We start from the raw sequence: 26,392 nt of genomic DNA on the forward strand, positions 1-26,392 counted from the left end.
TCTATTATAGCAGATTAAAAACGGCTGTCAAGTTTTTTTCTTGACAGACTTAAAAATTTTTTCAAAGCAGCAATTTTTTAATTTCTTCATAGGAGGATACCGTATAAGTCGGCTGCGCACTGCTAGTGTTAATCAGCTTTTTGGGATTGTACCAGAGAGAGTCTAGTCCAGCATTATTAGCGCCAGCAATATCTGCTGTCAAGGAATCTCCAATCATCAAAGTCTGAGACAGGTCAAAATCGGGTATCTGCTCTGCTATTTTTTCATAAAACAAAGCTTCCGGCTTCTGAGTCCTCATCTGCTCCGAAATGAAAACATGATTAAAATAGGGCGCAATATCGGAATGAGCTATACGGCCGGTCTGAATAGCCGTGATGCCATTGGTCGCCCCGTAAATCTCATAGTCAGCTGCTGTCAGACTGTCCAAAAGCTCGCTAGCACCAGCGTAAGTTTGTCCTTGCTAAGCAATATGCTGCTGATAGAGAATGGCCAGCTCGGCTCCGTCCTTCTCAATGCCAAAATGAGCAAAAAGACGAGAAAAGCGAGTATTGACCAGCTCTGGCTTGGAGATTTTCCCCTGCTCCAGATCCCGCCAAAGCCCCTTATTCATGGGAATATAATAATCTTTGTAGGTCTGAATCTCCGTCACGCCCTGCTCCTCCAAAAAGTGAGTCAGGGCAATGTATTCTGCCGTATCAAAATCCAGTAAGGTATGGTCAAGGTCGAAAAGTAGAAATTTGTATGACAAGGTTGGAATCCTTTCTATAACTGTAGTAGGTTTATTATATCATACTGTACCTAGCAGTCCAATAACCAAAGTAACCTCTAAGCTCAACTAAAAAAGTAACCTCAAAGGCGCTTTTTAGGCTCTAATTAAACCAATCAAATACCAACCTTTGGATTTTTTAACTTTGGCAACTTTAAGAAATGAATCTTTCTCACTCTGAACATAAAAAAGGAGAGGACGTCAATTATCCTCTACAGATTTTAAAATTTCATTAATCCACTACAGTTGACAAAGATATCTAACTTTTGGGATTTAGGTCATCTTTTGGAAAGTCTCTATTATAATAAATTGCGAATTTTTTCTTTTATAAATGCGTTAAGAGAATAGTGTTTATCAAGATATTCTAGGAGTGCCTGAGCAGATTCAGAGATTCGTTCGTAACCTTGCAAAAAGTAGGGTAATTGTTTGGCCTCATTTGGATAACCTTTTTCAAATCGTCTGTTGCTGTTAAAAATATCTATAAAATCAGATTTAGAAGTTTTTTCCAAATTGATTAATTCAGTCCAAAGCTTGACGGATCTGTTTTGGATGAAATCATAAGCAGCTAATTTTTCGCCTCGTTGATAGCGACCTAGTCCTATATATAGATTGCATAAAATTTCTCCCAACAGCCATTCACGGTCTCTATTTTCTTTTGATGGCAATCTTTGTGGTTGGCAGATTGTTCCATCAAAACCGACCTCCTTCCAGATAATCTTGCCTTCAGCGAAGGGAATGTTTACTAGTTCATGAGCTTCAAAGACAGCAAATTCACAAAAAACATCATCTTCAAATAGAACTTTATGTCCATCCACTGTATTTTGGTAGTGAAATGCAATTGGTTCTAGCTTACTTAACCAGGTTAGGTCCTGGATATAGGCATGCTTGTAGCCATCTTTTACTATAACAAAGAAGTCCAAATCTGAGTACTGATCCAATCGTTCTCTTTCTGCTCCGCAAGAACCAAGTGCCAGCAAAGCTAGTGCTTGTCTAGAATCTTTTAGAGACTGACCAATATCATCTAGTCTTTGTAACAGTAATTCTGTTTTATTCATATCGTTACCTCATTATTTCTTGTTTACAGACATTATATAGTTAATGTTTTCGAAAGTCAATTTCATCCAACNCCAGACACATACCAATATAATATGGTGTTTTTCCGGTATTTTTTTGTTATGATAAATTGAATCATTTTACGGAGGTTTTCTCATGTTATCAAGAGTTGAAAAATTTGAAGTAGTCTTTGATTAATTAGAAAGTGGTTCTTATCTTTAAAAAGATTAAATGATTTGGAAAATATTTGAGAAGGAAAAATATATCGACTTAACCATCAATTTGAAAACGGTAAGATCTTCCCTCAAACGATGAAAATATAAATACGACCGCTCGAAGAATGGCTAATTTACCTAATTAGGCATGAAACAATCATTGCAAAATATATTTTTAAAATTACCCATAAAATGATGAGTTGAAGCGAGTTATTCAAAGTCATATGTATTGCTGATATTTAAAAGAGCGATCTGAGACTCAATCTATATATAAAATTAGGACTGCTAAGTAAAGTGCGGACATTATACCACAAGCCACAAAAAAACCAGCCGCTCAAAAATGAACGGCTGATTTCTAATCTATTTCACCACTGGTATCCAGAGTTCCATTTGATAATCTGGAGAGTACATATCACCCTCGGTGTAAACTTCAAAGTCTGGTGCTCCTGAATGGCGATAGCCAGTTTCTGGGAAGAAGACTTCCAAAACATATTTCCAAGCATGGTGGATGCTGGCAGGTATAGCCCCCTTGACTGGTACGATGGCATATTCAGCTGCTGGGATTTCCTTAATAGAAAGGCCTAGGGCTTCTGCTTTCGCTTTATCCGTCACATCATAAGCCGCCATGTAGTTAATGATTTCACCTTCTTTGACATCCGAGCAGATGCCAAAGGATTGGCCACTGCCCAGACTTTCCAGGCTTTCAAAGCTGTGATTGGCATAGAGCTGCTCCCATACAGACGGGCACTGGCTATTGTCAATAGCTTCCAATAGGACGCCTGCCACGGTAAAAGTAGGTTTCTTTTGAATCTTGATATCCATGTTTTTTCCTCCTGTAATCTTTAAGGATAATTGAAGTCTAGGAAAGACCCGATAAGATTTTCCATTTCGAACTTCTGAGGGAGTCGCACCATGGAATTTCTTGAAGGCTGCGCTAAAGGCATCGGCAGACTCATAGCCGTATTTCATCGCTATGTCAATGACTTTCTCAGAGCTTTCCCGCAAGTCCGTCACAGCTTCTGACAGCCTGCGATTGCGTAAATATTCTGCTAATGTCATATCTGCTAGAATAGAAAAGAGCCTGCTAAAGAGAGCATAAGAATAGCCCGATAGCTGCTGGAATTGCTGCAAATCCACTTCTGCGTCCAACTTACTTTCCAGATATTCCATGGTTCGATTGAATTGATGCATCATATTCTTTTTCACCTCACAAAAGATACTAAGGCCATTAAAAGCAAAGTGAAAATAGAAAAATTGACGGAGGGGCTCCTGCTCCGAGAAAATTTCATCTTTTTCACACAACTTTTAGGCCGTGTTCAATTCTAACTATAGTCTAACAGATATAAGATACTTCCGCCCTAGAATTTTTGTACAAGATTTAGAGGGGGATTCTACAACCTATCCCGTAGCTTCTCCACAAAGAGATAAGCCGCTGGACAGGTCAGGGTATTCTTAATCGTCAAATGGTTGATTTGATGGATCTTTTTTCGGTCTGTATGGGGAAACTCACGGCAGGCCTTGGGACGGACATCGTAAATCGAGCAGAGATTGTCTCCACCTAAAAAAGGACAAGGCATAGCCTTGAAGACCTTGTCACCGTCTTCGTCCACCTGCAGAAACTCCTCTTCAAAAGCCGGCAGCTTCATCTTAAAATACTTGGCAATACGGACAATATCGGCTTCCTTAAAGTCTGGTCCAAGCGTCTTACAGCAATTGGCACAGGCTGTACAGTCAATCTCCTCAAAGACCTCATCATGGATTTGCTGGGCAATCTTATCGAGATTTTTTGGTGGCTTTTTCTTGAGACTGGCTAAAAATTTTCGATGCTCTTTCTGCTTTTGCAGGGCTAGTTGGTGGTACTTTTCAAGGTCGATTTCTTGAGTCATAAACTACTTTCTAATCAGTTGATTTTCGTTAGCATTATATCATAAATCTCAAAAAAATGAGACCTACTTTCAGGTAGACCTCATTTACTTTGTATTAAATATTGTTAGTTGGGCCTTTTTCATCAAGGCTCCATGTTTCTTCTATGTATGAGATGACAGAAGCCAGAGTTTTTCGGTCGCCTTCAAAAGAGATCAAATACACTTTGTCATCTTTTTGGAAAACCCAAGAAACCACTAACTGCCCTGATTTCATAATTACATTCAGTTGGAAAGCTTCATTGCCAGAAACAGTGGATTTTGCTCCCCACATTTTTTCTACATCTTTATTATCATTCCAACTATAGGCTAGTCGCTGGGCAATTAACTCAGCATTGAAAGTTTCTCCATCTTGGACATGAGCTTTTTCTCTAGTATAGCCATTCATGGTAACGATATTATAAGCTGAACCATCTGTGTACTGAATACTGTCGCCGCCATCTAGGTCGGTAAACTTTATCCAATTATCAGGAATACTGATATAGCCATAATCATCAGAGCCAACCCGCTGCGTACCAGTAGTCTTTGACGTTTTTTTGTCTCTACTGCTACTACTGCTTGTATCGCTGTCATCTCTCAGGGAAACCCGACTGGAAGAATCAGATGGTTTCCGACTGCTGTAGCTCTTAATAAGGCTACAGGAAGACAGAGAAAGGCCGGCTAAGATAGTCAGGGAGAGCAGAAAGTACTTCTTTTTCATGGTCATTCCTTCCTAAATCTAATAAATTTTACTAATACTAGTTTACCATATTTTTAGGACGAAAGGAAAGAGAGACATTGTCACATCCGATTTCTTTTCCGTTTATAGGACTATGCTTTTTTAGCGGCCTTATTCCACTGGTACCATCCTACCAAACTGTTGATTAAATAGATCAAATATTTCCCTTGAATCTGAAGGCTTTCACCCCACCAGAGGTAGATAGAAAAAATATTGGTCGCTGCCCAGAAAATCCACTGTTCGCGATAAACAGCCGTCATCAAGATTTGCCCTACTCCATTTGTCGCATCTGTGATTGAATCACGATAAGGACGATTAGCCCCCACAGACTGATAAATCAAGCCAAAGACCAACCACCAAAGCATACTGAGCGATAGATACTTTGTCCATCCTTTGGCATCTAGCTTACGAGCAACAAACTCTTGCTTTTCTTTTTTAAACTGACCTTGGTAAATCCACACCAAGAGGCCAATTGGCTGCATGATGGTAAAGTAAAGAGTAGTCAAGACCTCGCCATAGAAGCCTTTCTGCAAAGCCAAAATCAAGTAAATCACAGAATTAATCAAACCAAAGAGGTAATTGCTAGCCCGCCCTTCAGAAACGAAGATCACACAGATAATCCCAGTCAGACTGCAAATCATCCCCGTCCAATCCACGATGCGATGTTCATATATCAGCTCCAGCCAGAGCGGAAAACTCCCTAGAATCAAGAGATAAACCCACTGACCTAGACTGCGATGAGCAAACAAATCGTCCCAGATAAGCTTCAAGGTACCAGAAAAGCCGAGCTTCTTCATACTAGTCACCATTCGTTTATAGCCACCAGACATTTCAGAAAGCGTCAGCTTCATGTTTGCGATTTTCTTTTGGATATAAGTATTCATTCTTTCTCCTTTTGTTTTTTAAGAGCCGTGTCAAATTGACTTACGGATGCAACGCTCTATTATTTTCGAACACGCACAAGATTTGTCTTATACAGTGTTCACATTTCATCATATTCCTATTTCAAAAAATGTCAACTAAAATCCAAAAAATATTTCCTAACGTTCGGATTTCAAGAAAAGACCTACAAATTTTTGTAAGCCTTTTTACTTAGATTTGATAGTAGTCGAACGTTTTTTGATTTGTTACTATATTTTTGTGAAGCATAATTAGCATCTACACTGAAAAAACAAGAGACTTAATAAATAGGCCTCTTGTTTTTTAAACTATTTTTCGCTGACTGCTCCCTTGCCATCAAGGCTCCAAGTATCTTTCATGTTTGTAATGAAATCATCAAGAGTTTCTTCGTCGCCTTCAAAGGATAGTATATAAACTTTGTCATCTTTTTGGAAAACTAATGTATTAGCAAGTTGTCCCGATTTCAGAATGATGTTTATTTGAAAGGCTTCTCTTCCTGAGACAGTACTTTTAGAGCCCCACATCTTCTCAATATTATCTTTTTGGCTCCAATTATAGGCTACATGTTGAGCAATTGTTTCTGCATTGAAAGTCTCACCATCTGCTACTTCAGCTTCTGCCTTAGAAACAGCATTCATGGTAACAATATTATAAGCAGAACCGTCGGTATATTGGATAAGTCCCTCAACCTCTGCATCAAAAAATTTAATCCATTTACTTGGGATATCGATATAACCAAACTCTGGAGAACCAACACGTTTTGTTTCTTGATTGGTTTTGTTCTTGCTTTTTTTAGAAGAAGAATTTGAAGACTTCTTTTTCACTTGTGCACTGGAACTGGTTGAAGAACTAGATTGACCAGGCTTTTGTCCAGAATTGGCACACGATGCAAGAGTAAGTGAAGTTAATACCAGAACTGCTCCAAGCAGATATGATCGTTTCATGATTTTCTCCTTTTAATATATATTACTTAGAGATATAAGACTTTATTCCTCATCCATACTTAGGACGCTGAGGAAGGCCTCTTGTGGGACTTCGACAGATCCGATAGCTTTCATTCGTTTTTTACCGGCTTTTTGTTTTTCTAGAAGTTTGCGCTTCCGAGAAACGTCACCACCATAACACTTGGCAAGTACGTTTTTACGAAGGGCCTTGATATCAGTACGAGCCACGATCTTATGACCAATAGCTGCCTGAATAGGTACCTCAAACTGCTGACGAGGAATGATTTTCTTGAGCTTGTCTACAATCAGCTTACCACGCTCATAGGCGAATTCCTTGTGAACGATAAAGCTAAGAGCATCAACCTTGTCCCCATTGAGGAGAATATCCATCTTCACCAGCTTGGACGAGCGATACTCAGAAATTTCGTAGTCAAAGCTAGCATAGCCACGAGTAGAGGACTTGAGCTTGTCAAAGAAGTCAAAGACAATTTCAGCGAGCGGGATTTGATAGATGACATTGACACGATTGTCATCAATATAGTCCATGGTCACAAAGTCACCGCGCTTACGCTGAGCCAATTCCATCACCGCTCCGACAAATTCCTGCGGCACCATAATCTGCGCCTTGACATAAGGCTCCTCGATGGAATCAATCTTGGTCGGATCCGGAAACTCGCTCGGATTAGAGACATCAATAGCTTCACCATCTGTCAGATTAACCTTATAGATAACAGACGGCGCCGTCATGATCAGATCAATATTAAACTCACGCTCCAAGCGCTCCTGAATGACGTCCATGTGCAGCAAGCCCAAGAAGCCACAACGGAAACCAAATCCTAGTGCTTGCGACGTTTCTGGTTCAAATTGCAGACTGGCATCGTTCAACTGCAATTTTTCAAGGGCTTCACGTAGGTCATTGTATTTATTGGACTCAATCGGGTAGAGACCAGCAAATACCATCGGATTCATCTGCTTATAGCCGTCCAAAGGCTCAGATGCTGGATTGTCCGCCAAAGTTACTGTGTCTCCGACCCGGGTATCCTGTACCGTTTTGATAGAAGCCGCGATATAGCCAACATCCCCTGTCGCTAAGAAATCACGTCCAATAGCCTTAGGTGTGAAGATGCCGACCTCAGTCACATCAAAGGTCTTGCCATTGCTCATGAGCTGAATGGTATCTCCCGGCTTGACCACACCGTCCATCACCCGCACTTGCAGGATTACCCCACGATAAGCATCATAGACTGAGTCAAAAATCAAGGCTTTGAGCGGTGCTTCAACATTTCCAGTCGGAGCTGGAACTTTTTCTACAATCTGCTCTAAAATATCTTCAATTCCGATACCAGCCTTGGCAGAAGCCAAAACGGCTTCGCTAGCATCCAACCCAATCACGTCCTCAATCTCAGCTCGCACCCGCTCTGGATCCGCAGCTGGCAGGTCAATCTTATTGATAACAGGCAGGATTTCCAAGTCATTGTCCAACGCTAGGTAGACATTGGCCAAGGTCTGAGCCTCAATCCCCTGAGCCGCATCCACGACCAAAATAGCCCCTTCACAGGCCGCAAGAGAACGCGATACTTCATAGGTAAAGTCCACATGTCCCGGCGTGTCAATCAAGTGGAAGATATAGGTCTCCCCGTCCTTGGCAGTATAATTGAGTTCGATAGCATTGAGCTTAATGGTGATACCGCGCTCCCGCTCTAAGTCCATGCTGTCTAAAAGTTGGGCCTGCATTTCCCGGCTGGAAACTGTCTCCGTCGCCTCCAAAATTCGGTCAGCCAAGGTTGATTTCCCGTGGTCAATGTGGGCAATGATGGAGAAATTGCGGATCTTCTCCTGACGTTTTTTCAAATCTTCTAACTTCATTTTTCTCTTCCTTTTAGGGTATTCTATTTATTATATCATGATTTGTCGAAAATAAAAACGACTGTAACCAAGACAGTCGACTTAATTTTCCATTTATCTAGAGTCTCATAAATACGAAGACGATTAGTCATGGGCTTTTCTGAGTTTTTCAAGAGTTTCTAGGAAAATAGCTGGCGCTTCAGCCGTAAATTCCATTACTTCGCCAGTCCGAGGATGGGTGAAGCCCAGTGTTCGCGCGTGCAGAAATTGACCATGTCCTTTCAGGGTCTTACGTGGCCCATAGACCTCATCGCCAGCTACTGGATGGCCGATATAAGCCATGTGGACACGGATTTGATGCGTCCGCCCCGTCTCCAGCTGCAGCTCCACCAAGGTATAGTCTCCAAAACGTTCCAAGACTTGGAAACGTGTCAGAGCGGGTTTTCCCTTAGCTGTAACTGCCTGTTTCTTGCGGTCTTTTTCACTACGGCCAATCGGTGCCTCAATCACTCCGCGGTCGTTAGGTAGATTGCCATGTACAATCGCCCAGTATTTACGCAGGGATTTCTTGTTCTTAAGCTCATCTGCAAGTGACAGATGGGCTTGGTCATTCTTGGCAATCATCAAAAGACCAGAAGTATCCTTATCAATCCGATGGACAATCCCTGGGCGCAGTACACCATTGATTCCAGAGAGATCTTTGATGTGGTACATGAGGGCATTGACCAGAGTACCGCTGGTATGCCCAGCTGACGGGTGAACCACCATGCCTTGTGGCTTGTTGACGACGGCTACATCTTCATCCTGATAGACAATTTCTAGCGGAAGATCCTCTGCCACATACTCAACCACCTCTGGCTCAGGTACTTCATAGGAAATGACATCACCCTCTTTGACGGCATACTTGGCTTTTTTTGCCTCTCCATTGACCAAAATCTGACCATTTTTTATCTGTTCATTGGCTAAACCACGGGATAACTCTGTTAGGTCCGCCACTGCCTTATCTAAACGCAGACCTGCGGCTACTGCATCAATTTTCAATTCCATTTGTTTCTTCCTTCAACATCACCAGTAATAAAATTGCTACTCCAACAGTCAGGTACATATCCGCTACGTTAAAAATAGCAAAATTGACAAAATCTAGCTGGAACATATCCACTACAAATCCTTGCTGAATCCGGTCAATGAAATTGCCCAAACCACCAGCAATAATTAGAATGAGTCCCGTCAGCATCCACTTGGAAGCTTGGATATTTTTAATCAAATACCAAACAGCAACTCCAATCACGATACAAGTTATCAGAGCGAAAAACCACTGCTGATTTTCCAAGATAGAAAAGGCTGCACCAGTATTTCGCAGATAGGTCAAACTGACAATCTTAGGAATAAACTTCCTGACCTGCCCCAAAGAAAAATTGGAAACAATATAACACTTGACTGCCTGATCAAGAGCAATCAAAAGAATAACTAAAAAAGGAATCGCAATTTTACGTTTCATACTTCTCTTTTCTGTGCAAAATATTCTTTCATAACAGCTACAAAAGCTTCGCCGACCTGACTCAACTCTACATCTTCCCTCTTGACATAAACCATGTGATTGTCCAAATTGTCTCGGAGTTTGATGACAGTGATTCCATTTACACTGTTACTATCCAAAAAGCCAGATCCAGTCGCATAAGCATCCGTCCGCTCCAAAATCCCATTCAGCGTAGCTCGATCCGTCACATTAAACATCTGGGAGCTGGCACTGGTATCGACAAAATTCTCGGAATAATAGAGGTACTCATCCTTTTCCTGTGTGAAGCGAACAGTTGGCAAGGTAGCTAAATCTTCCATGACCAGTTCCTCCTTTTGAGTCAGAGGATGGTCTTCCCGCAGATAAATGTGGGTCTGGAAAGGAATTAGCTCAATGACCTCCAAGCCGAGCTTCTCCACCCGCTGCATAATGCCCTTGCTATTCTGATTATTGAGATAAATAATCCCAATCTCACTGTGGCCTTGGGCTACTTCGTCCAAAATCTGCACGGTCGTTGATTCAAAAATCCGGAAATTCTTATATTCTGGATACTTTTGCGAAAACTCCGTAATCAAAGGCGGCAAAAAGTCATAGTGCTGGCTGGCAATGGAAAATTCATCCTTTTCCTCTTCAGGATTGGCATACTGATTTTGAAAGACATCAAATCCTTTGACCAATTCTTGAGCTCTCTCGTAAAATTCCATCCCCCGTCGGGTCAAAAAAGTTCCGCTACTGGTTCGACGAAAAACTTTAAATCCCAGCTCCTTTTCCAAATCTCGCACCGCGATAGATAGACTGGGCTGGCTGACATACATCTTTTCTGCTGCTTCGCGGAAAGTTCCGCTGTTGGCAATAGCCACTACATAACGCAATTGTTGAATATTCATATCTTTTTCCTTTTATAAATACTCCTAATTATACCACAAAATCAACCTTCCTCAAAGGCAGGCAGCTACTTTCCTCTTAGAAATACATCTCTGAAATCTGCATCATTTTCCAAAAATGTCCTTTGCATATAAGAAGGTGACATAAAGTACGACAAACAAGGCTATTAAGACCTCAAAAGCAAGCAAAATTTGCCCTGCTAGACCGAAATTTAGTATATTTAAAGACTGCTTCAAGGCTACAGCCGAAATAACCAAGGGGAAGGTAAAGGCCGAAAATCCTGCTGAAAAAGGACGATTGATCAAACGAGGCAGTTGCCACAAAATAAAGGCATAAAAGCATTGACCTGAAATCAAGAGAAAGCTCAACAAGACAGGATTCGGCTGAGAAAAAGTAGCTACATAAGCCGCCGTCATCAAGGAAATAGGCGCACAAATCGTTGTCGTATTCGGGCGAACATTCTCTACTAAGCCAATTTTATAAGTCTTATAAAGGACGATTGGCAAGACCAAAATAGTCGCTAAAAGCCCGTACCAAAAGACCAGCTGGCCCAAAGCTAACTGCTGGGGAACTGAAATGGTCAGAGGAGCGACACCAATCCCGACAAATAAGACCGTCCAAGCGGGAAAGACATTCTCCCACTTGAAAGGAAATACAAAAGCTAGAATATAGTAGACCATCAAGAAAACCAGCCCGCTGAAGCTCAGCCACCACAGCACTTGTGCACTAATGCGGGCAAAATTTCCCAAAAAAGTCCAGCTCGTTAAATAAGTCGAAGCCACCATTCCCTGCATGAAAAAAGTCGGGAAGACCGAGGCTACTAGCGCTTGACCTAGTTGCTCTTTGACTTGCTTGGCATGCGTCAGCATTCCCATCACTAGATGGAGGAAAAACAAGAGTGCCAGACTTGCTAAAAGATAACGTAAGAGCTGACTAACATCACCGACTAAATTTCCCAAGGCTAGTAGGCCTAGTACCAAGCCCGCCTGAACTAAGAATGGCTCTTTTCTCTTTATCATAAACAGATCTCCTGACCTCCATAGCCCTTTACTCTGAAGGTTAATCTTTTTATTTTCTCTTTAAATAAACTGTTTCCGATTTTCGTTTAAAGCCCAATCTTTCATACAGCCTTAGGGCACCTGTATTTTGAGCTTCTACTACGATTTGACAGACTTGTCCATTTCGGCCAGAAAGGTCATTCAGGATAGACCTGACTAAGTGACTCCCTAAGCCCTGTCCCTGAAAGGCCTGATCCACAGCTAAGGCGAACAGATGATTACTTCCAAAACTTGTATCCACTGAGCAAGACGCCACAATCTGACCATCTTTTTTCAGTACATAGAGTAGGCTATCTGGGCTCTCCAGTGCTTGACTGGCATAGTGAAGCGCAGTCTCCATCGGCATTTCAAAAACCTGCGACTGAAAAGCTGCAATCTCCGCAACCATTTCTTTTTTCCCAAGTAAAACTTCCACGCCTTCTTTGTCTTCTTCAGGTAAAGTTCCTGCAGCCTGCTCCAGCCAGATTTCCGTTTCTTTCAAATCATAGTCAAACTTCTCAGCAAAGGTCGGATGGTCTGTTAAAAACTTGACTTCACTGATGTATTCAATTTGGGATAAATCGTATTTCTCTGCAATTTTGGAAAATTCCTGCAAAAGAGCGCTCGCTATACCCTGTCTGCGATAGTCGGGCAAGACATAGACAGATACCTCTGCTTGCCTCGGCTCATCCGCATATACCGATAAAAAACCAACCGTTTGATGATCTAGATTGGCCAGAAAAAATGCTGGCATATCCCCATCAAAATTATAGGCGTTGTCCAGATAAGGAAGACGATAAGTCCCATCTGCAACGTGACAGCTTTGAACCAGCTCAAAAAGCTGATCTTTGATTTCCTGACTAGGCTTGCTATAAATCTGTATTTCCATCATTCTCCCTCATAAACCTGTATCCATAACGAAAGTACCACGTACTGTCCTACTCCAACTCACTCAGATACTCATAGCGCTCATACTTTCCAAGAAGCTGCTCATTCTTGTCATCCAGCTCCTTCTGGAGTTCCGAAAGCTTAGTAAAGTCTGAGCCGTTCTGCTCCATCTCCGTCTCAATGGCGGCGATGCGTGCTTCCAGCTTCTCGATATCCGCCTCGATGGTCTCCCACTCTTGCTTTTCAAAGTAGCTCATCCGCTTCTTCTGCTCCCGCGCCTTGACGGACTTTTCCTTTTCTTTCTTTTGGGAAATAGCTGCGCTGGATTGTCTAAATGCCTTTTCATCCAGATAGTCCGTATAGTTGCCAAAGAACTCTCTGACCTGTCCATCCTCAAAAGCTAAAATCTTGCTGGCTACCTTATCGAGGAAATACCGATCGTGGCTAACTGTAATTACTGGCCCTGCAAAGCCCTGCAGGAAATTTTCTAGAACTGTCAAGGTTGCAATATCCAAATCATTGGTCGGCTCGTCCAGAAGCAGGACATTGGGCTTTTCTAGTAAAAGCTTGAGCAGATAAAGCCGCTTCTTCTCTCCGCCAGACAATTTCTCAATCAAAGTGCCGTGGCTTGAGCGAAGAAAGAGAAACTGCTCCAAGAGCTCAGCAATAGAGGTTGTGCCGCTCCCTGTCTTAACTTCTTCTGCCACTTCCTGCAAGTAATTGATGACCCGCTTGGACTCATCCAGACCTTCAATACGCTGAGAAAAATAAGCCACTCGAACTGTCTCACCAATTATAACCTGACCAGACTGAGGCTGCAACTGACCAGCAATTAGATTGAGCAAAGTAGACTTGCCCACTCCATTATCTCCGACAATGCCCAGTCGATCTTTATTTTGCAGCAAGAGATTGAAATGCGACAAAATCTGCTTGTCTCCGTATGCAAAATCCACATCTCTAAACTCAATGACCTTCTTCCCAATACGACTGGTTTCAAAGTTCATCTCTAAGTCCGTCTGATTGGTCTGACCAGCCAAATCACTTTTAAGGTCATGGAAACGATTGATACGTGCCTGCTGCTTGGTCGCCCGCGCTTGAGGCTGACGGCGCATCCAAGACAGTTCCTGCTTGTATAGCTGCTGTTTCTTGTGTAGCAGGGCAGCATCGCGCTCATCCTGCTCAGCCTTGAGCCGAACATAGTCCTGATAATTGCCCTGATACTCAATCAAGCTCCCGCCGTCTAATTCAAAAATCCGCGTGGAAATATTATCCAAAAAATAGCGGTCGTGAGTGATAAAGAGGACGGTCTTCTTTGAATTTTTCAGGAAATTTGTCAGCCATTCAATCGTATCAATGTCCAGATGGTTGGTCGGCTCATCCAACAACAGCAAGTCCGCTTCTGAAAGTAGGACCTGCGCCAACTGAACCCGCCGGCGTAGACCACCAGAAAGCTGGCTGATTTTTGCTGCCAAATCTGAGATACTGAGCTTGGATAGGACGGTTTTTACCTGACTCTCAATCTCCCAAGCATGCAGTGAATCCATTTCTGCCATGACCTTGTCCAGACGAGCTTGTTTAGATTCATCATAAGCTGCCATAAGCAGTTCATATTCTCGAATGAGCTGCATTTCTCGCAAATCACTGGACAAAACAGTATCCAAGACTGTCTTCGCTTCATCGAAGTCTGGTTCCTGAGTCAAGTAAGAGATTTTATAATCAGATTTTGCTGAAAAGGGATATACATCACCATCAAAGCCTGATTTGCCAGACAAGACATCCAAAAGAGTGGTTTTTCCTGTCCCATTGACCCCAATCAGTCCAATCCGATCCAAGTCGTGAATGATAAAAGAAATCTCTTGAAAGACTGTCTTATCCCCGACAGACTTACTCAGCTTTTCAACGATAAAGTCACTCATCCAACTTGCTCCTTAATAAAGTTCATAATCTCTTCCTTGCTATTTGCCAATTCTCCGTCGACAATGGCCAATTCAATTTTAGTCAGGATTTGTCCCAATTCTGGCCCGGGTTTAAAGCCATAATCTCGGATCAAATGACTGCCCGTCACCACAATCTCATGTTTGTCATGAATGATCAGAGCAGCATGTGTTGCCTCAATAACCTCAAACTCAACCGGTAAGCCTGCTGCCTGTCTCAAACTTTCTGCCTGCAGAATCAAATCCAAATCATACTGATAACAATCACGCTTAGAAAGGCTCCGTTCCTGCCGAATCTCATAAACAGCTACCAGCTGATTCACTCGCTTTTGAAAGTCATTGGACGTCTTCCAATGTTTCAAAAACTTACGAACATCTTTTACCTTCAAAGCCAGCAAAAGCGCAGCCCAAGCCTGCTCGGAACTAGAAAATTGAAAATCTCCTGCTAGACGGTCTAATAATTCCTGCAAAGCTTCTGCTGAATGTTTCATATCAGGAAGAAAGTCGTAGGCAGCAGCTTTAATCAGACTCTCCAAGCCTTTCCGCCAGAAAGGTGCCATCAGGAGTTTGTCAAACTCGATAAAAATCCGTTCTACCGATATTTTCTCTAGAAGCGGCGCGCAATCTGCCATAGCCTGAAAGGTCAAGTCTTCCAAATCAAAGTCTAAACCAGCCTGAAAACGAAAGCCTCGCATGATGCGGAGAGCATCTTCATTGAAACGCTCTGCAGCTACTCCCACTGCCCGCAGAGTGCGATTTTTCATATCTGCCAAACCGTTAAAGAGGTCTACAATCTCCCCCTCTTGGTTTAAGGCAAGGGCATTGATTGTAAAGTCCCTGCGCTTCAGATCTTCTTCCAAAGAGCGCACAAAAGAGACCTGACTAGGCCTGCGGTAGTCCACATAGACATCCTCTGTCCGAAAGGTCGTTATCTCGTATTCCCCCTGGCCTTCCAAGACCAGAACCGTTCCATGCTCAATCCCAACATCGACAGTCCGAGGAAAGATGGTTTTGATTTCCTCGGGATAGGCCGAGCTGGCAATATCCACATCGTGAATCGGCCGATTCAACAGAGCATCTCGTACAGAACCGCCGACAAAATACGCCTCAAAACCAGCCTCTTTAATCTTCTCTAATACTGGCAAAGCCTCCTGAAACTCAGAAGGCATCTTCTCTAATCTCATAGTAAATGTTCCAATCCATAGACCAACTCAGAGCGCTTCACTACCTCTTTGATACCCAGATTTACCCCAGTCATAAAGGAAACCCGGTCATAGGAGTCATGCCGCAAAGTCAGCCCTTCTCCTTGACTACCAAAGATAACTTCCTGATGAGCGACCAAGCCAGGCAAACGCACTGAGTGAATCCGCATGCCGTCAAAGGCAGCTCCACGGGCGCCAGCTAACGATTCTTCTTCATCAGCCGCTCCCTGCTGCTTACTCGTCCGAACGTGACTAATTAATTCAGCTGTTTTGATAGCCGTACCGCTCGGTGCATCTTTCTTGTTGTCATGATGCAGTTCGATAATCTCCACATCTGGAAAATACTTGGCTGCTTGGGCCGCAAACTGCATAAGCAAAACAGCTCCCAGAGCAAAATTCGGGGCAATCAAACCGCCCAGACGCTTTTGACGCGATAGTTCAGTCAATTCTTCAATCTGCTCAGGCGTGAAACCAGTCGTTCCGACCACTGGAGCAAACCCATTCTCGAGAGCGAAGCGAGTATTATCATAAGCCACTTTGGGAGTCGTAAAGTCAATCCAGACATCCGCCTGAAGACCAGCTAGTTCTTCTTTAGCATTGAAAACTGGAACTCCTGCTACTTCCTTTTCATCTGTAAAGGGATCTAGTAGACCGGCCAATACCAACTCAGGATCTTCTGTTACCATTTTATAGGCTGCTTGTCCCATCTTTCCCTTGAAACCAGCAATAATGACTTTTATACTCATCTAGAACCTCTCTCTATTCTTGACTAACCGCTCTGCAAAACTCTAGACCAGCGGAATGTAGGCCAAAGCGATACTACCCTCGCCCAAGTGAGTTCCAATCACACTACCGAAGGTAGCCAGAGGAATATCGTCCGCTATGCCAGCCTCTATCAGCTGCTGGCGTAAGCTTTCCGCCTTCTCTTCAGCATTCCCGTGAATCACCATGACTTGATAGGAAGCAGAGGCAGTTTTTTCCTCCACCACTTCAATCAATCTCTTAATCGCTTTCTTTTCTGTCCGAATCTTTTCAAAAACTTCAATGACACCTGCATCGTTAAAATACAGAATCGGCTTGATACTTAGGAGATTTCCCAAAATAGCTGCGCCATTGGACAAGCGACCGCCCTTAACCAGATGATTGAGATCGTCAACCATGATAAAGGCACTGGTTCCATCAATTTGTCTCTGAATCTTGAGAAAAATCTCTTCAAAATCCTGTCCTTCCGCAGCCCAAGTCAAAGCATTTTCGACCATGAGCCCCAGCGGAGCACTAGTGATTTTTGAATCAGGGAAGGCGATTTTCAAGTCAGGAAACTCGTCCTTGAGATACTGGATATTTTGATAAAATCCTGAAATCCCACTGGATAAAAAGAGCCCCAGCACATGCGTGTAATCCTCGCTAGCAAGACGCGTCAACGTCTCCTCTAACTCTGCCACACTAGGCTGACTTGTCTTTGGCAAATCATCTGCAGCAGCCATTTTTTCATAAAAGTCACTGGCTGTCAGATTTTTTCCTTCCACATAAGTCTCTCCAGCAATCACTACTGGAATATCGAGAACAAAAAGATGGTCATTTCCACGAAGGCTATCCGGTAAAAAAGCGGACGAATCCGTTATAACCGCTAATTTCATCATTAGAACTCCAAATTAATACCTGGTAAATCTAGCGCAATCTCAGTTACTTCATAAGTCAAGCGATTGAGCATAGTCAAGCAAGGACGCGCCAATTCTTCCACTTCTTCATGCTCAAACTCACTAGGTTCCTGCACCAAACGTCCTTGAATATGATTTGTCTGTGTAATCGTTCCACTAATTACAAAACGATCAAACACAATCATGAAAGTCAAAATCACAATCATGGATGTTGAATTCTTTTCTTCATTTCTTTCAATCAGCTGAAAATTCACGTCAACTTTTGTTTCAGGTGTTCCATTTTCTTTTTCCCATTCAAAATTGCGTGCATCAAAATGATATTGGCTGACAAATTCTTGTTCACGTTGTAATTCCATTACTATTCTCCTAAAAATATACGATAGTCCATTATAACATAATTTAAGGAAAGTTTCTATGTAAAAAAGGAGCCTACCCAACAAATAGATAAAAAACTTCTCCTAACATTGCACAAGTGTAAGCAAATCTTTAATTTAGCATTTTTAAATAAGTTTTATTGCGCAAGACTTCAATTCAAGAAAGATTATAACTACCTTAGATGGATGTGCTCAAGTAACTACTTGTAATTGATTTTGGCGCTATTCCAGACTGGTTCGAAACGGACTTATAGTTATTGCCATGGGTATACTACAACATAGCTAAGGATCTCTTTCTTTCTGCTTAAATTGTCCTCGATCGCTTTCACATGTACAACACCTAAATCAGACTATGGACTGCCTTCACATCCAAATCATGAAACAATTTGATCAAAAATCTCGCGATTACAAGACAATAAAACGATGCTGGAAATTCATCCAACAAGATAGTCAAAAACTAAGGAATAAACGTTTTTATCGCCCATCCTTTCCTATGTATTGATCAATAAAGAAATCAATGTTAACTAACATCACCCAGCTACAAGTTAACAAAAAAGCAAAAAGCCTTAGTTCTGTATTGTACAAAACCAAGACTTTTTCTCACATGACTTATATCACTTTCGAAAAGCAAGTAAAACTTACTTTATCCATGACTCTATTAGTCTTTTTTCTTAGCACCAATAGTCAATCCTGAAGCTACTGCAACTAATGCTACTCCAACTACAGCCAAACCTGAAGAAACTTGCTCCCCAGTTTTTGGTAATTCAGCCACCTTATTAGAAATTGATGTAGTATGATAAACTGGCTTCGTACTTCCAATAGGTTTCGCTACTGTAGGAGCTGGAGCTTTTTGCTTAAGTACGACATGTGCTTCTGCCAAGAAGTCATATTTCTCTGTCACAATGCGGTAAACACGTCCTTCTTGGACAGTCTTAACAACATGATTTGTAAAATCACGATTTAAAAGACTAGAAAATTCTTGACGGATATCAAGGTAAAGACCTTTTGTTCCTTCAACTAGAGGTTTAAAAGTCGTTTTTTCGTATTCTACACCCACAACCGACAGGGAAATATCAGCCGCTTTAAGAGCTTTCAGAGTTTCTTCTACTGTTGGAATACCTGGAGTACTGAAATCAATACTTTCATCAGTAATCAAGAAAGCAAAACGACGATTATTAGAAGCTGTAGACCAATCGTAATCTTTTGAAGTTGCAATATGATGAAGAGGGGCTGTAGGCTCTTCTGTTCCACCGCCTGTTTGAATAGATCTAAGAGCCTTAATATACTCTTCTACATTCTTAGTGAATTTAGACCCATTAAAATCGAAATATTGAACATCCTTAGCAGACTCATACGCGATTAAGCCAAGACGAGCATCAACCTTTTTACTAGCCAAATCACGGACAAAAGCCTCAATATTTTGCATAACATTCTGAATAGATGAACCCATTGAACCTGACTTATCAATAGTAAAAACGATGTCAGCAGAACCAGACGATTGCTTCGTAATTGTCACATCTGCTTCTTTCATCACTTTTTCAAATGTTGTCTTCTTGATGGTCTGAGTAACATCAGCTACATACTCATCCGTATCAACATGATCGGTAACTGTCTTTGATGTAGCAACTGGCGCTTTTTCTCCAACAGCAGTTCCTTTAGCAGCTACACTAGTTGTCTCAACACTCACAGAAGCCTCTGCTTTAGCAACAGCTTCTGTACCAGCTTCATTTTCTTTCGTATCCACTTTGACATCAGTAGAAGTAGTAGATACTTTCACTACATCACCAGGTTTAGCCTTATCAATTGGCACTACTGGAGTATTAACCTTTTCTTGAATCTCTTTGGCTGTCTCAGAAAGTTGTTGATTAGCCTGAGTTGTTTTAGCAGCAAGTTCATTTGAGCTTACTTGAGCTAGCTCATTAGCAGCTTGACTTGGCTTATTTACCTCATCAGCATCAGCTTGTGTAACTGCTGTAAAAACAGATGCTAGGGCAACTGAAAATAAAACAGATTTGCATTTCCAAAATAAAGAACGCTTCTTATTTTTCATAAGTATTCTCCTTTAATAAATTTTGACTATATTATATCAATATCAAGGGGATTTGTCAAATATGATCTAATGTTCGGAACAACTTGCTATATTTACTAAAATCAGATTCTAGATTCTCTTTGATAACAAATTCAATTCTTGAAATTATTTTCAAAACATGGTATAGATATTAATCCAAAGAACGCTTCTTATTTTATTTCTGTAAGTAAAGTTTTTATCAAGATTTCATTTCCTTTTATTTCACCTAACAATGAGACCTCTGCCTATCAAGATTCTAGAAGATGCAAAAAGAATCTTGATAAAGCATCAAGATTCTTTCGCATATGTTTTATTTTTCAAGTGGTTTACGCAAATATCCGAAAAGAATACCGCTGACTACTGCACCAATCAAAACATACACAAGGTAAAGGATTGGGTTGTTAGTCAAACCGATAACGAAGATTCCTCCGTGAGGAGCCATAAGTTTGATGCCAGACAGACCGACAAGTGCACCTGTAAGAGCTGAACCGACGATAAAGCTTGGAATTGCACGGGCTGGGTCAGCAGCTCCAAATGGAATCGCTCCTTCTGTGATGAAAGATAGTCCCATAACGATATTGGTAATTCCAGAGTCACGCTCTTCTTCTGTAAATTTATTTTTGAAAAGAATTGTTGCTACGAACACTGCTAAAGGCGGAACCATGCCAGCTGCCATAACAGCCGCCATAACAGTTGAACCACCACTTGTCAATGATTCAGCCAAAGAAAGAGTACCCACAGTATAAGCAGCCTTATTAACAGGCCCACCCATATCGACAGCCATCATTCCTCCTACCAGAAGTCCAAGAATAACTGCTGATGTACCACTCAAGCTCATAAGGAAGTCATTAAGAGCTGTATTAATCGCTGACATCGGAATGTTTACTGCCAACATAGCAAATCCGGTAAGAGCAACACCTAACAAAGGGAGAAGAAGAATAGATTTAACACCTTCAAGTGAACGAGGAACCTTGATGTATTTTCTAAGCAATAGTACAATACCACCAGCTAAGAAACCACCTACCAGGGCACCAAGGAAGCCTGATGAGACTTGAGATTTAGCAAGAGCTTGCAAGATTTCTTGAACTTGTTCTGGGGTTTTATTTGCAAGATCTTTGTATACAGGAATATTTCCATAAGCAATACCTGCCTTTGCAATTGCCCCTGCTACGAAACCAGCTACCAATCCAGGCTTTTCGGCAATAGAATAAGCGATATAAGCAGCTAATACGGGAACCATGAAGCCAAAGGCTGCTCCACCAATCTGATTGAAGAGAGCTGACAAACCATTATAATTCCCCAAGTGACCCAATTGGTCTTTAGGAACCCCCTGGTCAAGCAAGAATGAGATCGCTATCATAATCCCGCCACCGATAACGAATGGCAACATTTGAGAAACACCGCTCATTAGGTGCTTATAGAATGCAGCTCCCAGACTAAGTTTTTCATTGTTTTCTTCTACTGCTCCACCATTAGTAGCCTTGTATACTTCAGCTTTCCCTGAAAGAGCCAGATTGATCAGTTCTTCCGTCTTACGAATACCATCCGCAACGGGACGTTTGATTAATGCTTTGCCGTCAAAACGATCCATCTCAACAGCCTTGTCTGCAGCGATAATGACTGCTTTAGCTTTTTTGATGTCTTCTGCTGTCAGTTTGTTGCCAACACCGCTAGCACCGTTGGTTTCAACCTTAATGCCAACGCCCATTTCAGCAGCCACTTTTTGAAGGGCTTCTTGGGCCATGTAAGTATGGGCAATCCCCGTTGTACAAGCTGTAACGGCTACGAGGAAGTCGCCAGATTCGTTGGCAGGAGCAACAGTTGCAGGCTCTTCTGCTTTTTCTGAAGCTTGGTCAAAGAGAGCAATAACTTCATCTGGCGAAGATACTTTACGCAATTTGTCAGCAAAACCGTCTTTCATCAAGTATTGAGACAATTCTGCCAAGGCTGCCAAGTGAGTATCATTGGCACCTTCTGGAGCTGCAATCATGAAGAAGAGATCAGTTGGCTGACCATCCAAACTTTCATAGTCAACACCCTTGTTTGACTTAGCAAAGAGAACAGTCGCTTCTTTGACAGCAGAATTTTTGCTGTGAGGCATAGCAATTCCGTCACCCAAACCAGTGGAAGTTAGAGCTTCACGCGCTAAGATTCCTTCTTTAAAAGTTTCGAAATCCGTCACATAACCGTGATCGACCAAGCTTTTAATCATCTCTTCGATGACAGCTGTTTTTTCAGTTGCCTGCAAATCTAGCAACATGACATCTTTTCTCAATAGGTCTTGAATTTTCATCGTTTTCCTACCTCAACTTTTTCATATGTTTCTTTAATAAATTCCGCTGTTGCCAAGTCATCCGAGAAGGTAGTTGCCGTTCCGCAAGCGACTCCCCACTTGAAGGCTTCTACTGCATCTTTGGATTTGACAAATTCACCTGTAAATCCGGCAACCATAGAGTCGCCAGCTCCGACTGAATTTTTCACTGTTCCCTTGATAGGTTTGGCAAAGTAAGCTCCCTCAGATGTGACAAGAAGGGCACCGTCGCCAGCCATGGAGATAATGACGTTTTGAGCACCTTTGGCCAGTAACTCACGAGCGTATTTCTCGATTTCGTCCAAACTTTCGAGTTTCACTCCAAAGATAGCTCCAAGTTCGTGATTGTTTGGTTTGACCAAAAGTGGCTGGTAATCCAAACTATCAATCAAGGTCTGACCTTCGAAGTCACAAACAACTTGCGCACCAGTCTGGCGTGTCAATGCAATCAAATCCTTATAGATAACATTGCCTAGGTTCTTAGCACTTGAACCCGCAAACACAACCGTATCTTCTGCTGTCAAACTAGATAAGATAGCTTTCAATTCTTCTAGCTGAGCTGGTTCCACATTTGGACCAGTCCCGTTGATTTCTGTTTCTTGGTCTGCTTTGATTTTAACATTGATGCGAGTATCTTCTGCTACTTGGACAAAACGCGTCTCGATTTCCTCTTCTGCCAGAGTATCAGTGATAAATTTACCAGTAAAACCTCCGATAAATCCAGTCGCTGTATTTGGAATATCTAAGCGTTTCAAGACACGACTGACATTGATTCCTTTCCCACCAGCAAACTTATCATCACTGTCCATACGATTGACACTCCCGACTTGAACTTGGTCCAAGCGAACGATATAGTCAATGGATGGATTAAGTGTGACTGTATAAATCATGCTTCTATTACCTCCGTTTTTTCTTTAATCTTTTGAATCACTTCAGATTCAGTTTGGTTTGTAATGAGCCTTGCCCGCGATACTGGTGCCACTTTTGCAAAAGATGTCTGACCTAACTTTGAAGCATCAGCCAAAACATAAGTTCTCTTAGCATTTTCGAGAATAGCGCGTTTCACTGCTCCTTCTTCCATATCCGGAGTCGTGAAAAATCCATCGTCAATTCCATTCATTCCGATAAAAGCCTTGTCAAAATTTAGTTGTCCGATTTGATTTAGAGCGACACCGCCGATACTGGCATCTGTCGACCGTTTCACGACACCGCCAATAATCACAGTGGGAATGTTGCGCTCCACCAACTTAGTCGCATGATGGATAGAGTTTGTCACCACCGTCACGCTCGGATCGTGCAATTCATTGACTAAGAGTTCATTGGTCGTCCCTGCATCAATAAAAATGACATCGTATTCTTGAATCAAGCTGGCTGCTTTTTGAGCAATCTTGGTTTTTTCTTGAATGTTTTTGATAGATTTTTCTTGATTGCTTTCTTCCTCCTGCAAAAAGTGAAGACTCTCGGCACCACCATGCACACGCCTCAACTTCCGCTCGCTTTCAAGCTCATCTAAATCTCTTCTAACAGTTGATTCTGAAGTGTCTAAAGCTTTTACTAGATACTCTAAAGAAACAAATTTATCTTTCATAACTTTCTCGAGAATCAGCTGCTTTCTTTTCGACTTCAGCATAGAATACCTCCTCTGCAATCGATTACAGTTCTATTATACAAGATTAAATTCCAAAGTCAAGCATTTTCTTTCGCTTTCTATCAAAATTAATCATTTGTTTGAATATAGAAAAAAGAAGCCTGTTAGACTTCTTTTAATTTCTTTATTATCTTGTAGTGATATAGACAAGAAGAATTGGTAAAAAGGCAGCAAGCACACATAAGATTGAAAATACCCAGAACCAGACTGATTTAAGAGCTTGCTTATATGTCCCCGGCTGAGATCTATTTTCAGCAATATAAGCTTTAATTTTCGACCTATTTAGGATGAGTACAATCAATACTACTGTTGTTCCTGCAGTCATCAATCCATAATTTATCAGATTCACGATGCTTTCTGGGATATAGTTGGTCAGGAAATCAAGCCCCTCTGCGATGACCAAATTATTGAAAATATGGAAGAAGATCACCCAGAAAATGGAATATTCAAAAGCGATGTAACCAAATCCCAGACCAATCATAGCAGCAAAATAAAGCTGATAGAGATTTTCATGAAATAGTCCGAAAAGAAGAGCCGTCATGACAATGGCAAAGACTTTTCCGTGCTTTTCCAAAGCTCGCAAGCCTGCTCCTCGAAAAATAATCTCCTCCGTAATCGGTGCCATGATCGTTGTATAGATAAACATGGTGATTGAATGAGAGCTAAAAGCCTGTGATAAAATCTCAGAAAGATCCAAACCAAAGAGAGACAAAATAGCATTCATGATTTGACTTGTCACAGTGCTAAACAGCTGAGAGAAAAACAAGAAGCAAATCATGAAGAAGAAGACTTTGGCTGTCATTTTCTTATTTTTCTTGCGCAAATCTCGAGTGAAAAGCTGCTTGCCCCTGAAAATCGTGAAAATAAGCACTCCCACACAAGAAGCTATAATGTAGGAACCGCCATCTTTATCCATAAAACTTTTCACAAATTCCTCAGTCTTACCTATATCAAAGCCCTGCTGAAAAAGAACAAAGAAATAGGAAAAGACAGTATAAAGTATGACAACCACTAGCATCACGATAGAATAAGTGAAGCAGCTTGCTGAAAATCTCCCCAAATCTTTCTTGGGATTTAAAGGCTCAGGTAACGTATTCATAAATTCTCCTTTGTTATTATTGACTACGAGTCTTTCTACTGAAAAAATACAAACTTAAAAAGATTCCTTCATAAAGAAGAGCAAAAAGAATAAAGGCGTGCATGAAAAATTCTTCTGGCAAAATCCAAATGACTGGATCCTTGGCTGGATCAAATAGCCATGTATTATCTCCCACAAAAAGCACTTGATGAAAGAGCGTAAAAAAATTGTTAAAACCAATCAAGCCAGCCAAGCAAATCATGACGAAGGGCAATACGCTCAAGAAAAACAAACTTCTTTGATAAAGAGCTAAAAATCCTTTTTTGACCACTTTTTTGATAAAGAAAATCAAAGCCGGCAGAGTAACTAGAAAAATAGCTTGCGCCAAGTGAAAAAGATACTTGACCGCTTGAAAATGATGCAGACCTGCTGCCGACGAACGAAAATCAGGCATTACCAGCTTCTGACTAAAAGGATTGGTCAGGTAATTCATCAAAATGTTGAAATTATACTGGATGGTCTCTGCTTTCAAATGAACCTTATCGGGCAAAGCGAAATAGGAAATTTCCAGCGGGTAAAACAACCAAGCTAGGTAAATGGTCAACAAAATGGATGCTGCTAGCAAGCACAAGACGCTGGCTGAAAATCTCAACTTATCACGCATCGAAGTCCCACTCCGCTAGACTGGACAAGACATGCGTCGGTTGGATAGGCAGATTGGGCACCTCTTCTGGCAGGGTAAAGCCTGTCGTAACCAAGAGTGTCGGAATGCCATTGTTGATTCCCGCTCGAATATCTGTCAAATAGTTATCCCCCACCATGACCACTTCTTCACGCGCCAACCCTAGATGCTCTATGGCTTTTTCCATGATGATAGCATTAGGCTTGCCTATAAAGGTCGGCTCAACCCGAGTGGCTGCTTCCAAGAGGGCATTGATAGCACCTGCTCCTGGCTGCAGACCTCGCTCAGTCGGAATGTTGAGATCTGGATTGGTTCCGATAAAGTGAGCATCCTTTTGAATGGCCAGAGTTGCTATTGTCAGCTTCTCGTAATCCACTTCCCAGTCCAGCCCCACTACTACATAGTCTGGATTTTCTGTGTCTTCTATATATCCAGCTTCTTCAATGGCCTGTTTCAGTCCGACATCACCAATGACATAGACTTTTTTGCCCAGATTTTTCTCCTGCATATAATCGATGGTAGCTAAAGTAGCTGTGTAAATAGTTTCAAGTGGCGTCTCAATATTGAAGTTTGCAGCCAGCATGGTCTGCACTGCTTCTGGCGTGCGCGTGGTATTATTGGTCACGAAAAGATAGGGAATCTTGCGCTTCTGCAACTCATGCACAAAGGCTTCGCCAGCCGGAATTCGGCTCTTTCCCTTATAAATCGTCCCATCTAAATCAATCAAATATCCTTTATAAGTCATACA

24 protein-coding genes and 2 pseudogenes are annotated in these 26,392 nt (G+C 41.8%); 1 reads left to right on the forward strand and 25 read right to left on the reverse strand.

Annotation, left to right across the window (positions count from 1 at the left end):
- Positions 1-61: 61 nt before the first annotated feature.
- The 18 genes and pseudogenes from pynA to D8793_RS02705 form a co-directional block, all read right to left on the reverse strand.
- Positions 62-748 (reverse strand): annotated as a pseudogene (pynA, locus tag D8793_RS02620) (pyrimidine 5'-nucleotidase PynA).
- Between the two features lie 317 nt (positions 749-1,065).
- Complete coding sequence (locus D8793_RS02625) at positions 1,066-1,821, reverse strand: hypothetical protein (protein WP_061909236.1); 756 nt, start codon at positions 1,819-1,821, stop codon at positions 1,066-1,068.
- Positions 1,822-2,394: 573 nt separating this feature from the next.
- Positions 2,395-3,228 carry an AraC family transcriptional regulator gene (locus D8793_RS02630; protein ID WP_125370472.1) on the reverse strand — a complete coding sequence of 278 codons (834 nt, stop codon included), beginning with the start codon at positions 3,226-3,228 and terminating at the stop codon, positions 2,395-2,397.
- Positions 3,229-3,425: 197 nt separating this feature from the next.
- Positions 3,426-3,920: a YkgJ family cysteine cluster protein gene (locus tag D8793_RS02635; RefSeq protein WP_002904626.1), complete on the reverse strand. Its 495-nt coding sequence runs from the start codon at positions 3,918-3,920 to the stop codon at positions 3,426-3,428.
- Positions 3,921-4,014: 94 nt separating this feature from the next.
- Entirely contained in the window at positions 4,015-4,662 is a 648-nt protein-coding gene (locus D8793_RS02640) for a hypothetical protein (RefSeq protein ID WP_125370473.1), read from the reverse strand.
- Between the two features lie 104 nt (positions 4,663-4,766).
- Positions 4,767-5,558 carry a nicotinamide riboside transporter PnuC gene (gene pnuC / locus D8793_RS02645; RefSeq protein ID WP_111675720.1) on the reverse strand — a complete coding sequence of 264 codons (792 nt, stop codon included), beginning with the start codon at positions 5,556-5,558 and terminating at the stop codon, positions 4,767-4,769.
- A gap of 324 nt (positions 5,559-5,882) precedes the next feature.
- Entirely contained in the window at positions 5,883-6,518 is a 636-nt protein-coding gene (locus D8793_RS02650; RefSeq protein ID WP_125370474.1) for a hypothetical protein, read from the reverse strand.
- A 42-nt stretch (positions 6,519-6,560) separates the two neighbouring features.
- Positions 6,561-8,384, reverse strand: coding sequence for a translation elongation factor 4 (lepA, locus tag D8793_RS02655; protein ID WP_125370475.1), 1,824 nt, complete (start codon positions 8,382-8,384; stop codon positions 6,561-6,563).
- A gap of 123 nt (positions 8,385-8,507) precedes the next feature.
- Entirely contained in the window at positions 8,508-9,410 is a 903-nt protein-coding gene (locus tag D8793_RS02660; protein WP_125370476.1) for an RluA family pseudouridine synthase, read from the reverse strand.
- The gene (gene lspA, locus D8793_RS02665) at positions 9,394-9,861 is read right to left on the reverse strand and encodes a signal peptidase II (RefSeq protein WP_125370477.1); all 468 of its coding nucleotides are present in this window, start codon (positions 9,859-9,861) and stop codon (positions 9,394-9,396) included. The genes D8793_RS02660 and lspA overlap by 17 nt, the downstream gene beginning before the upstream one ends.
- On the reverse strand, positions 9,858-10,766 hold the full coding sequence (locus tag D8793_RS02670; protein WP_061422760.1) for a LysR family transcriptional regulator: 909 nt from the start codon (positions 10,764-10,766) through the stop codon (positions 9,858-9,860). Before D8793_RS02670 ends, lspA begins: the two co-directional genes overlap by 4 nt.
- A 102-nt stretch (positions 10,767-10,868) precedes the next feature.
- Positions 10,869-11,783, reverse strand: a complete 915-nt coding sequence (locus tag D8793_RS02675; RefSeq protein ID WP_125370478.1) for a TDT family transporter — start codon at positions 11,781-11,783, stop codon at positions 10,869-10,871.
- 49 nt (positions 11,784-11,832) lie between these two features.
- Positions 11,833-12,690, reverse strand: a complete 858-nt coding sequence (locus D8793_RS02680; protein WP_125370701.1) for a GNAT family N-acetyltransferase — start codon at positions 12,688-12,690, stop codon at positions 11,833-11,835.
- Between the two features lie 49 nt (positions 12,691-12,739).
- A complete protein-coding gene (locus D8793_RS02685) occupies positions 12,740-14,605 on the reverse strand; it encodes an ABC-F family ATP-binding cassette domain-containing protein (protein ID WP_125370479.1) in 1,866 nt (621 codons plus the stop codon).
- Positions 14,602-15,807, reverse strand: coding sequence for a CCA tRNA nucleotidyltransferase (locus D8793_RS02690; RefSeq protein ID WP_125370480.1), 1,206 nt, complete (start codon positions 15,805-15,807; stop codon positions 14,602-14,604). The genes D8793_RS02685 and D8793_RS02690 overlap by 4 nt, the downstream gene beginning before the upstream one ends.
- Positions 15,804-16,571, reverse strand: coding sequence for a 4-hydroxy-tetrahydrodipicolinate reductase (dapB, locus tag D8793_RS02695; RefSeq protein WP_125370481.1), 768 nt, complete (start codon positions 16,569-16,571; stop codon positions 15,804-15,806). Before dapB ends, D8793_RS02690 begins: the two co-directional genes overlap by 4 nt.
- A 42-nt stretch (positions 16,572-16,613) precedes the next feature.
- Positions 16,614-17,462, reverse strand: coding sequence for a DegV family protein (locus D8793_RS02700; RefSeq protein WP_125370702.1), 849 nt, complete (start codon positions 17,460-17,462; stop codon positions 16,614-16,616).
- A gap of 2 nt (positions 17,463-17,464) precedes the next feature.
- A complete protein-coding gene (locus tag D8793_RS02705) occupies positions 17,465-17,839 on the reverse strand; it encodes a DUF1149 family protein (protein ID WP_005590470.1) in 375 nt (124 codons plus the stop codon).
- 148 nt (positions 17,840-17,987) lie between these two features.
- Here D8793_RS02705 and D8793_RS12100 point away from each other — a divergent pair.
- Positions 17,988-18,356: pseudogene (locus tag D8793_RS12100) on the forward strand (transposase); the annotation flags it as partial.
- 159 nt (positions 18,357-18,515) lie between these two features.
- Here D8793_RS12100 and D8793_RS02710 read toward each other — a convergent pair.
- The 7 genes from D8793_RS02710 to D8793_RS02740 all read right to left on the reverse strand — a co-directional run bounded on the left by D8793_RS02710 (position 18,516) and on the right by D8793_RS02740 (position 26,389).
- On the reverse strand, positions 18,516-19,907 hold the full coding sequence (locus tag D8793_RS02710) for a vWA domain-containing protein (protein ID WP_125370482.1): 1,392 nt from the start codon (positions 19,905-19,907) through the stop codon (positions 18,516-18,518).
- Between the two features lie 328 nt (positions 19,908-20,235).
- On the reverse strand, positions 20,236-22,218 hold the full coding sequence (locus D8793_RS02715; protein WP_125370483.1) for a PTS fructose transporter subunit IIABC: 1,983 nt from the start codon (positions 22,216-22,218) through the stop codon (positions 20,236-20,238).
- Entirely contained in the window at positions 22,215-23,126 is a 912-nt protein-coding gene (gene pfkB / locus D8793_RS02720; RefSeq protein ID WP_125370484.1) for a 1-phosphofructokinase, read from the reverse strand. Before pfkB ends, D8793_RS02715 begins: the two co-directional genes overlap by 4 nt.
- The gene (locus D8793_RS02725; protein ID WP_125370485.1) at positions 23,123-23,866 is read right to left on the reverse strand and encodes a DeoR/GlpR family DNA-binding transcription regulator; all 744 of its coding nucleotides are present in this window, start codon (positions 23,864-23,866) and stop codon (positions 23,123-23,125) included. The genes pfkB and D8793_RS02725 overlap by 4 nt, the downstream gene beginning before the upstream one ends.
- Positions 23,867-24,011: 145 nt before the next feature.
- Positions 24,012-24,983: a CPBP family intramembrane glutamic endopeptidase gene (locus D8793_RS02730; RefSeq protein WP_125370486.1), complete on the reverse strand. Its 972-nt coding sequence runs from the start codon at positions 24,981-24,983 to the stop codon at positions 24,012-24,014.
- 16 nt (positions 24,984-24,999) lie between these two features.
- A complete protein-coding gene (locus D8793_RS02735; protein ID WP_125370487.1) occupies positions 25,000-25,626 on the reverse strand; it encodes a TIGR01906 family membrane protein in 627 nt (208 codons plus the stop codon).
- Positions 25,619-26,389, reverse strand: a complete 771-nt coding sequence (locus D8793_RS02740) for a TIGR01457 family HAD-type hydrolase (protein ID WP_125370488.1) — start codon at positions 26,387-26,389, stop codon at positions 25,619-25,621. Before D8793_RS02740 ends, D8793_RS02735 begins: the two co-directional genes overlap by 8 nt.
- Positions 26,390-26,392: the final 3 nt, after the last annotated feature.

Source organism: Streptococcus cristatus (genome assembly GCF_003943465.1).
In the GTDB taxonomy this organism is placed as follows: domain Bacteria; phylum Bacillota; class Bacilli; order Lactobacillales; family Streptococcaceae; genus Streptococcus; species Streptococcus cristatus_C.